Genomic DNA, 9279 nt, shown 5'->3' on the forward strand with positions numbered 1-9279 from the left:
AGATGTGTATAAGAGACAGTCGTTCACCTGTGTTGGGTTGCCGGCCAGCGGCCGGCACTACCTCGCGCGTTGTAGATCCACGCCATGCGTGGATAACCGCGAACAGGCCTCAGACCTGCAGCAGCTTGCGTGCGGCGGCACGCGCTTCCTTGCTCACTTCCACGCCGCCGAGCATGCGCGCCAGTTCTTCCTCGCGCGCCTTGCTGTCCAGCTTTTCCACTGCGCTCTGGGTCATGCCTTCCACCGGGGCCTTGCTGACCCGGTAGTGGGCATGGCCCTTGGAGGCGACCTGCGGCAGGTGGGTCACGCACAGCACCTGGCGCTTCTCGCCAAGGGCGCGCAGCTTCTGGCCGACGATGTCCGCCACCGCGCCGCCGATGCCGGAGTCGACCTCGTCGAACACCATGGTCGGTACCGCATCCAGGTCCAGCGCGGCCACTTCGATGGCCAGCGAGATGCGCGACAGTTCACCGCCGGAGGCCACCTTGCGCAGGGCGCGCGGTGGCTGGCCGGCGTTGGCCGCCACCAGGAATTCCACGCGCTCGGCACCCTGCGGGTCGGGCTTGCCGGCGTCCTGCGGCTCCAGTTCGATCAGGAACTGGCCACCGCCCATGCCCAGCTCGGCGATGATGCCGGTGGTGGTGGCCGACAGTTCGGCAGCGGCGCTGCGACGGCTGGCGGTCAGCACCTCGGCCTGTACGCGCCAGGCCGCAGCGGCCTTGTCGATTTCGCCGGCCAGGCGCTGCAGGCGTTCGTCGGCGCCGCGCAGCTGTTCGACTTCGGCATGCATGCGCTCGCGCTGCGCGCCCAGCTCGTCCATCGGCACGCGGTGCTTGCGGGCCAGGTCGTGCAGGCGGCCGAGACGACGCTCGTTCTCCTCGAACTGCTCCGGGTCGGCGTCGAGGTCGTCATGCACGCGGTCCAGCAGCGACAGGGCTTCGTGCAGCTGGATCGAGGCGTTCTCGATCAGGCCGTCCACCTCGCCCAGGCGCGGGTCGTGTTCGATCAGGCGCGACAGCTCGTGGCGCACCTGCTGCAGCAGGTCCAGCGCGGAACTGCCGTCGTCGCCATTGAGCTGGTTGCTGGCCGCCTGGCAGGCGCTCAGCAGGGCGCTGGCGTGGGCCTGGCGGCGGTGGCTGGCACCGAGTGCGACGATCGACTCCGGTTCCAGATCTTCGCGGTCCAGTTCGCGCAGCTGGTGCTCCAGGAAGCCGATCCGGTCACTGACGTCGCCCTGTTGCGACAGCGCCAGCGATTCATCGACCAGAGCCTGCCAGGCCGCGGCGGCGCGGCGCACCTGGCGGCGCTCGTTCTCGTTGCCGGCATAAGCGTCCAGCAGGGCCAGCTGCGACGGGCGCGTCAGCAGGGCCTGCTGTTCGTGCTGGCCATGGATCTCCACCAGCAACGAGGCCAGGTCGCCCAGCTGGGCCAGGGTCACCGGGCGGCCATTGATCCACGCCCGCGAACCGCCATCGGCGCGGATCACGCGGCGCAGCTGGCACTGTTCCTCGTCGTCCAGCTCGTTGTCGGCCAGCCACTGGCGCGCGGCCTGCAGCTGGTCCAGCGCGAATTCGGCGGAAAGTTCGGCGCGCGCAGCGCCGTGGCGGACCACGCCACTGTCGGCGCGCAGGCCGGACAGGAAGCCCAGCGCGTCGACCATCAGCGACTTGCCGGCGCCGGTCTCGCCTGAAACCACGGTCATGCCTGGCCCGAACTCCAGTTCGGTGGCGCGGACGACGGCAAAATCCTTGATCGAAAGATGTCTGAGCATGGGTAAGGGGGTATCAGCAGCCGCGCAACGCTAGCACGCGGGCGAGGGAGGTCCAATGACTTGCCAAGGTGATGCGCCGCCATTATCTAGTGTCCGTGTCTCACAGGTTGATTCCATGCACGGTTCTCCCGACCAGCTTGCCCCGCGTGCGCGCCATCTGCTGCGCACGCTGATCGCGCGTTACATCCAGGACGGTGAGCCGGTCGGCTCGCAGACGCTGGCGCGCGTGGCCGGCCTGGAGGTCAGCCCGGCCACCATCCGCAACATCCTCGGCGACCTGGAAGACCTGGGGCTGCTGGCCTCGCCGCACACCTCGGCCGGGCGCATCCCGACCGCGCATGGCTACCGGGTGTTCGTCGACAGCCTGCTGCAGATGCAGCCGCCGGGCGAGGGCGAGCTGGCCCGTCTGCGTCAGGAGCTGGCCAGCGGCGGCAGCACCCAGGCCCTGCTCGGCAGCGCCTCGGAGCTGCTGTCGGCGATGAGTCACTTCGTCGGCGTGGTCAGCGCGCCACGGCGCGAGCAGTTCGCCTTCCGCCAGATCGATTTCGTGGCGCTGGACGGGCGCCGGGTGCTGGCGATCCTGGTGTTTGCCGACAACGAGGTGCAGAACCGGGTCATCGAGACCCGGCAGGACTTCGCGCCAGGCCAGCTGGAGCAGGTCGCCAACTACCTCAATGCCCATTTCGCCGGCCTGCCGATGGCCGAGATCCGCACCCGCCTGCTGCTGGAGCTGCGCGATGCCCGTTCCGAGCTGGAGCAGCTGCTGGCGCACAGCATCGAACTGGCCGAGCAGGCCCTGCAGCCGGCCGCCGACGACATGCTGGTGGCCGGCCAGACCCGGCTGATGGGGGTGCAGGACCTGTCGGACCTGGAGCGCCTGCGCGAACTGTTCGAGCTGTTCTCCAGCAAGCGCGAGATCCTGCAGCTGCTGGAGCGCACCATCCAGGCCCCGGGGGTGCGCATCTTCATTGGCGAGGAGACCGGGATGATGCCGCTGCAGGGGGTCTCGCTGGTCACCGCCCCGTACACCGCCAATGGCCAGGTACTGGGCGTGCTGGGCGTGATCGGCCCCAAGCGGATGGCCTACGACCGCATGATTCCGCTGGTCCAGGCCACCGCCGATGTGCTTGGCGCGGCCTTTTCACCGGCCGGGCGCACTCCCGGAACATCCGACGCTTGAAACGCAGCATCCCGCCCACACTAGGGTGGGTGGAGGCGGAGATTGACCGCCAGGGACCCAGACATGAACCACGAACATCCAGATATCGAATCCCAGCAGACTGCCGCCGATGCGGCCGCCGCCGCCGGCGTCAACGACGAAGTGGAGCGCCTGCGCGCCGAAGTCGAGCAGATCAAGGCCGATGCGCTGCGTGAGCGCGCCGACCTCGAGAACCAGCGCAAGCGTGTTGCCCGTGACATCGAGCAGGCCCGCAAGTTCGCCAACGAGAAGCTGCTTGGCGAGCTGCTGCCGGTATTCGACAGCCTGGATGCCGGCCTGAAGGCCGCCGGCGACGACCCGCATCCGCTGCGCGAAGGCCTGGAGCTGACCTACAAGCAGCTGCTGAAGGTCGCTGCCGACAACGGCCTGGTCCTGCTGGACCCGATCGGCCAGCCGTTCAACCCGGAACACCACCAGGCGATCAGCCAGGTGCCGACCCCGGGCGCCGCCCCGGGCAGCGTGGTGACCGTGTTCCAGAAGGGCTACCTGCTCAACGAGCGCCTGCTGCGGCCGGCGCTGGTGGTGGTGGCCGCCGATTGATCGGCCGGGCCGGGCCATGCCCGGTCCCGGTCGTGCCAGGCCATGCCTGGCAAGGTTTTCCAGGCGCTGAACACAGCGTTCGGGAGGTGGCTTGAATGTTCCACGAGCCCCCCCCACATCGTATTCATCCACCGGCGAGCGGCCGGACTGACCCCAACAAGCATCCTCAGGAGTCTCCCCCATGGGCAAGATCATTGGTATCGACCTCGGCACCACCAACTCGTGCGTGGCGATCATGGACGGCGGCAAGGCCCGCGTCATCGAGAATTCGGAAGGCGATCGCACCACCCCGTCGATCGTCGCCTACACCAAGGACGGCGAAGTCCTGGTCGGCGCCTCGGCCAAGCGCCAGGCCGTCACCAACCCGAAGAACACCTTCTACGCGGTGAAGCGCCTGATCGGCCGCAAGTTCACCGACGCCGAAGTGCAGAAGGACATCGCGCACGTCCCGTACGGCATCCTGGCCCATGACAATGGCGACGCCTGGGTGTCGACCAGCGACGGCAAGAAGATGGCCCCGCAGGAAATCTCGGCCAAGGTGCTGGAAAAGATGAAGAAGACCGCCGAGGACTTCCTCGGTGAGAAGGTCACCGAAGCGGTCATCACCGTGCCGGCCTACTTCAACGACAGCCAGCGCCAGGCGACCAAGGACGCCGGCCGCATTGCGGGCCTGGACGTCAAGCGCATCATCAACGAGCCGACTGCGGCTGCGCTGGCCTATGGCCTGGACAAGGGTGACAACAAGGATCGCAAGATCGTGGTGTACGACCTGGGCGGCGGCACCTTCGACGTCTCGGTGATCGAGATCGCCAACGTCGACGGCGAGAAGCAGTTCGAAGTGCTGGCCACCAACGGCGACACCTTCCTGGGCGGCGAAGACTTCGACAACCGCGTCATCGAGTACCTGGTTGAAGAGTTCAACAAGGACCAGGGCATCGACCTGCGCAAGGATCCGCTGGCCCTGCAGCGCCTGAAGGACGCCGCCGAGCGCGCCAAGATCGAGCTGTCCAGCGCCCAGCAGACCGAAGTGAACCTGCCGTACGTCACCGCTGACGCCTCGGGTCCGAAGCACCTGAACATCAAGCTGACCCGCGCCAAGCTGGAAGCGCTGGTGGAAGACCTGATCAAGAAGTCGATCGAGCCGTGCCGCGTTGCCCTGAACGATGCCGGCCTGCGTTCGAGCGACATCAGCGAAGTGATCCTGGTCGGTGGCCAGACCCGCATGCCGAAGGTGCAGCAGGCGGTGACCGAGTTCTTCGGCAAGGAACCGCGCAAGGACGTCAACCCGGACGAAGCCGTGGCACTGGGTGCTGCGATCCAGGGCGGCGTGCTGGGCGGCGACGTCAAGGATGTGCTGCTGCTGGACGTGACCCCGCTGTCGCTGGGCATCGAGACCATGGGCGGCGTGTTCACCAAGATCATCGAGAAGAACACCACCATCCCGACCAAGGCCTCGCAGGTGTTCTCCACCGCCGAGGACAACCAGTCGGCCGTGACCGTGCACGTGCTGCAGGGTGAGCGCGAACAGGCCCGCTTCAACAAGTCGCTGGCCAAGTTCGACCTGTCCGGCATCGAGCCGGCCCCGCGCGGCCTGCCGCAGGTGGAAGTGTCCTTCGACATCGACGCCAACGGCATCCTGCACGTGTCGGCCAAGGACAAGAAGACCAACAAGGAACAGAAGGTCGAGATCAAGGCCGGTTCGGGCCTGTCCGAGGAAGAGATCGCACGCATGGTCGCCGACGCGGAAGCCAACCGCGAAGAAGACAAGAAGTTCCAGGAGCTGGTGCAGGCCCGCAACCAGGCCGACGCCCTGATCCACGGCACCCGCAGCGCCATCACCGAGCACGGCAGCAAGGTCGGCGGCGATGTCATCGGCAAGGTCGAGGCGGCGCTGGCCGACCTGGAAACCGCGATGAAGGGTGACGACAAGGCACAGATCGAAGCCAAGTCGAAGGCACTGGAAGAAGCCGGCCAGTCGCTGTTCGCCGCCGCTTCGGCCGACCAGGGCGGTGCCGCCCCGGGTGCCGACGCTGGCAATGCGGGCAAGCCGCAGGATGACGTGGTGGACGCCGAGTTCACCGAAGTCAAGGACGACAAGAAGTCCTGATCCGGACCGACACGGGACGCTGGCCATCAGCGTCCCGTTGTCGCATCAGGGTCCTGACCGCCCACCGGCGTGTCGGGGCGCCCGACGCAAGAGCGGACCTGGTTCCGCTCTTCCGCTTTGACGAATCCCGACTTTCCGGAACCCGATTCACGATATGAGCAAGCGCGATTACTACGAAGTGCTGGGCGTTGCCCGCACCGCCAACGACGAAGAGCTGAAGAAGGCCTACCGTCGCTGCGCGATGAAGTTCCACCCGGACCGCAACCCGGGTGATGCGGCGGCCGAAGCCTCCTTCAAGGAGTGCAAGGAAGCCTACGAAGTGCTGTCCGACGGCAACAAGCGCCGCATGTACGACAGCCATGGCCACGCCGCGTTCGAGCACGGCATGGGCGGAGGCGGTCCGGGCGGCCCGGACATGAACGATATCTTCGGCGATATCTTCGGCAACATCTTTGGCGGTGGCGGCGGTGGTCCGCGCCAGGCCCGTCGTGGCGCCGACATCGGCTACGTGATGGAGCTGGACCTGGAAGAGGCCGTGCGCGGCGTCGAGCGCCGCATCGAGATCCCGACCCTGGCCGAGTGCGGCGACTGCGATGGCAGTGGCTCGGAGGACGGCAAGGTCGAGACCTGCAATGTGTGCCATGGCCGCGGCCAGGTGCGCATCCAGCGCGGCATCTTCGCCATGCAGCAGGCCTGCCACAACTGCGGCGGCCGCGGCCAGATCATCGCCAAGCCCTGCAAGACCTGCCACGGCAATGGCCGTGTCGAGGAAGACAAGGTGCTGTCGGTGAAGGTGCCGGCGGGCGTCGATACCGGCGACCGCATCCGCCTGCAGGGCGAAGGCGAGGCCGGTCCGGCCGGTACGCCGCCGGGCGACCTGTACGTGGAAGTGCGCGTGCGCGAGCATGCGATCTTCCAGCGCGATGGCGACGACCTGCACTGCGAAGTGCCGATCCGCATCTCGCAGGCGGCACTGGGTGACACCGTGCGCGTGGCCACCCTGGGCGGCGAAGCGGAGATCCGCATCCCGGCCGAGACCCAGACCGGCAAGCTGTTCCGCCTGCGTGGCAAGGGCGTGCGTTCGGTGCGCAGCCGCAGCGAAGGCGACCTGTACTGCCGTGTGGTGGTGGAGACCCCGGTCAACCTCACCAACGAACAGCGCAAGCTGCTGGAGCAGTTCGAAGCCACCTTCGTCGGTGAGGAAGCGCGCAAGCATTCGCCGAAGTCGGCCACCTTCATGGATGGCGTGAAGGGCTTCTGGGACCGGATGACGTCCTGAGTTTTCAACGCAAACGTTGAACGGCAGCGCCGGGCCATGCCCGGCGTTTTCGTTTGCGGTCAGCGGAAAAACGCCGCTGGTGTCTGCCCCAGCTGCCGCTTGAACATGCTGGTGAATGCGCTGGGGCTGTCATAGCCCATCGCCAGCGCGACATCGATGACTTTGTCGCCGACCGCCAGTCGCTCCAGGGCGGCCAGCAGCCGCGCCTGCTGCCGCCACTGCCCGAAGGTCATGCCCAGTTCACTGGCGAAATGACGCTGGATGGTTTTCACGTCCACCTGCAGCGCCTGCGCCCAGTCCTGCAGGGTGGCGTCGTCGCCGGGATGTTTCTGGATGTGCTGGCAGATCCGCTGCAGGCGCGGGTCGGAGGGCGAGGGCAGGTGTAGCGGCAGCACGTCCATGCGGTGCAGCTCGTCCAGCAGCAGGCGCACCACGCGGCCGTCGCGGCTGTCATCCACATGCGCGGTCTCGATCAGGCTGGCGGCGAGCAGCAGCTCGCGCAGCAGCGGCGCTACCTGTACCGCGAACGCCTCGTCCGGCAGCTGCGGCGCGAAATCCGGTTCCACGTACAGGCTGCGCATATGCACCTCAGCGATGCAGTCCACCGCATGGGCCATGCCGGCCGGCACCCAGATCGCGCGGGTCGAGGGCACCACCCAGCGGCCGCCGTCCGCACGCACCACCATCAGTCCGGACATGGCGAACACCAGCTGGTGACGGCGATGCCGGTGGGGCGCGATGTGGGTGCCGGGTTTGTAGTGGCGGGCGCGGCAGGTCACCGGGCGGTGTACCGGAACCTCGTTCCACGGTGCAGTCTCGCGGACCGGGCAGGGAGTGTCCTTTTTGCGATATGCCATGACCCGAACGCGGCAGAAGGGAGGGGGAGGCCACCGTAGCATGCGTGGCTCGCCCCCAACCTGACTGTGTCCATGTCGACCCTGGCTTCTCCCGCAACGACCTCACGCCCGGTTGCCCCCGGCGTGCTGGCCGCCATTTCCACCTCGCATGTCGTCAACGACATGATGCAGTCGCTGATCCTGGCCATCTATCCGGTGATCAAGGGCGGCTTCAATCTCAGCTTCACCCAGATCGGCCTGATCACGCTGACCTACCAGCTCACCGCCTCGATCTTCCAGCCCTTGATCGGCATGGCCACCGACCGTCGCCCAGCCCCGTACTCGCTGCCGATCGGCATGGCCTCGACCCTGTGCGGCATGCTGCTGCTCGGCTTCGCACCGAACTACGCGGTGGTGCTGATGGCGGCGGCGATGGTCGGTATTGGCTCGGCCATCTTCCATCCGGAAGCCTCGCGCATCGCGCGACTGGCCTCGGGCGGCCGTCACGGCTTCGCGCAGTCGGTGTTCCAGGTGGGTGGCAATTTCGGAACAGCGCTGGGCCCGTTGATCGCTGCCGCAGTGATCGTGCCGTATGGCCAGCACGCCGCATCGTGGTTTGCCGGCGCCGCTCTGATCGGCATCGCTCTGCTGACCTATGTCGGCCGCTGGTACGCGTTGCATCTGGGCACGCCACGACCGGTCAGCACGGCTGCGATGGCGCCGCGGCATCCGCCGCGCACCGTGGCCAAGGTACTGGCGATCCTGCTGGTGCTGATCTTCAGCAAGTACTTCTACATGGCCAGCATCGGCAGCTACTTCACCTTCTACCTGATCCACCACTTCGGCATTCCGGTGGCGCAGGCCCAGCTGCATCTGTTCGCGTTCCTGGTGGCGTCCGCCGCCGGCGGCTTCCTTGGTGGCCCGCTGGGTGACCGCATCGGCCGCAAGCCGATCATCTGGACCTCGATCCTGGGCGTGGCGCCGTTCGCGCTGATGCTGCCGCATGCTGATCTGCTGTGGACGACCGTGCTGGCGGTGCTGATCGGCTTCGTGCTGTCCTCGGCGTTCTCGGCGATCGTGGTGTACGCGCAGGAGATGATGCCGCACCGCATCGGCATGGTGTCCGGCCTGTTCTTTGGTTTCGCATTTGGCATGGGCGGGCTTGGGGCGGCTGTGCTGGGCCTGCTGGCGGACAAGACCAGCATCGAGTACGTCTACCAGTTGACCGCGTTCCTGCCGCTGTTGGGTATCGTGGCGGCGTGGCTGCCACCGTCGCGGCCTGCTGCTCACTGAGGGGGGGGGGGGCAGGGCTTGCAGCCCTGCACCTGCTGAAGCCAAGGCAACGTCAACGTCAACAGCAGAAGCGGGCTATCCGTGGTTGGCGGGGTGGGTCCGGTTGAGGGGGACGCTGCAAGTCCCCCTCCGGGGCCCGGCCCAGCCGCTGGCGGCTGTGCGTTCGGGCGCTTGCGAAGCAATGCTTCGCAAGCAAAGCGCCCTCACCCATGTAAGCTCGGTCGCCGCTTGCTC

General features: G+C 67.1%; 7 protein-coding genes. 5 read left to right on the forward strand and 2 right to left on the reverse strand.

Going from position 1 to position 9279, the window contains the following annotated elements:
- Positions 1 to 109: 109 nt before the first annotated feature.
- The gene (gene recN / locus AC5O77_RS20985) at positions 110 to 1771 is read right to left on the reverse strand and encodes a DNA repair protein RecN (RefSeq protein WP_032128288.1); all 1662 of its coding nucleotides are present in this window, start codon (positions 1769 to 1771) and stop codon (positions 110 to 112) included.
- A 115-nt stretch (positions 1772 to 1886) separates the two neighbouring features.
- Here recN and hrcA point away from each other — a divergent pair, with 115 nt between their 5' ends.
- The 4 genes from hrcA to dnaJ all read left to right on the forward strand — a co-directional run bounded on the left by hrcA (position 1887) and on the right by dnaJ (position 6916).
- On the forward strand, positions 1887 to 2951 hold the full coding sequence (gene hrcA / locus AC5O77_RS20990; protein ID WP_032128289.1) for a heat-inducible transcriptional repressor HrcA: 1065 nt from the start codon (positions 1887 to 1889) through the stop codon (positions 2949 to 2951).
- A 63-nt stretch (positions 2952 to 3014) separates the two neighbouring features.
- The gene (gene grpE / locus AC5O77_RS20995; protein ID WP_032128290.1) at positions 3015 to 3530 is read left to right on the forward strand and encodes a nucleotide exchange factor GrpE; all 516 of its coding nucleotides are present in this window, start codon (positions 3015 to 3017) and stop codon (positions 3528 to 3530) included.
- A 181-nt stretch (positions 3531 to 3711) separates the two neighbouring features.
- The gene (gene dnaK / locus AC5O77_RS21000) at positions 3712 to 5637 is read left to right on the forward strand and encodes a molecular chaperone DnaK (RefSeq protein WP_032128291.1); all 1926 of its coding nucleotides are present in this window, start codon (positions 3712 to 3714) and stop codon (positions 5635 to 5637) included.
- Between the two features lie 154 nt (positions 5638 to 5791).
- Positions 5792 to 6916 carry a molecular chaperone DnaJ gene (gene dnaJ / locus AC5O77_RS21005; RefSeq protein ID WP_032128292.1) on the forward strand — a complete coding sequence of 375 codons (1125 nt, stop codon included), beginning with the start codon at positions 5792 to 5794 and terminating at the stop codon, positions 6914 to 6916.
- A gap of 59 nt (positions 6917 to 6975) precedes the next feature.
- Here dnaJ and AC5O77_RS21010 read toward each other — a convergent pair whose 3' ends face one another.
- Complete coding sequence (locus AC5O77_RS21010; protein ID WP_049463047.1) at positions 6976 to 7773, reverse strand: AraC family transcriptional regulator; 798 nt, start codon at positions 7771 to 7773, stop codon at positions 6976 to 6978.
- Positions 7774 to 7845: 72 nt separating this feature from the next.
- Here AC5O77_RS21010 and AC5O77_RS21015 point away from each other — a divergent pair, with 72 nt between their 5' ends.
- The gene (locus AC5O77_RS21015) at positions 7846 to 9045 is read left to right on the forward strand and encodes an MFS transporter (RefSeq protein ID WP_164162773.1); all 1200 of its coding nucleotides are present in this window, start codon (positions 7846 to 7848) and stop codon (positions 9043 to 9045) included.
- The last annotated feature ends 234 nt before the right edge of the window (positions 9046 to 9279 follow it).

This window comes from Stenotrophomonas sp. INTA L402-1 (genome assembly GCF_059295135.1).

Excerpts from the sequence above, each read along its gene's own strand:
- recN (WP_032128288.1), bottom strand. The coding sequence starts at position 1,771 with ATGCTCAGACATCTTTCGATCAAGGATTTTGCCGTCGTCCGCGCCACC.
- hrcA (WP_032128289.1), top strand. The coding sequence starts at position 1,887 with ATGCACGGTTCTCCCGACCAGCTTGCCCCGCGTGCGCGCCATCTGCTG.
- grpE (WP_032128290.1), top strand. The coding sequence starts at position 3,015 with ATGAACCACGAACATCCAGATATCGAATCCCAGCAGACTGCCGCCGAT.
- dnaK (WP_032128291.1), top strand. The coding sequence starts at position 3,712 with ATGGGCAAGATCATTGGTATCGACCTCGGCACCACCAACTCGTGCGTG.
- dnaJ (WP_032128292.1), top strand. The coding sequence starts at position 5,792 with ATGAGCAAGCGCGATTACTACGAAGTGCTGGGCGTTGCCCGCACCGCC.
- AC5O77_RS21010 (WP_049463047.1), bottom strand. The coding sequence starts at position 7,773 with ATGGCATATCGCAAAAAGGACACTCCCTGCCCGGTCCGCGAGACTGCA.
- AC5O77_RS21015 (WP_164162773.1), top strand. The coding sequence starts at position 7,846 with ATGTCGACCCTGGCTTCTCCCGCAACGACCTCACGCCCGGTTGCCCCC.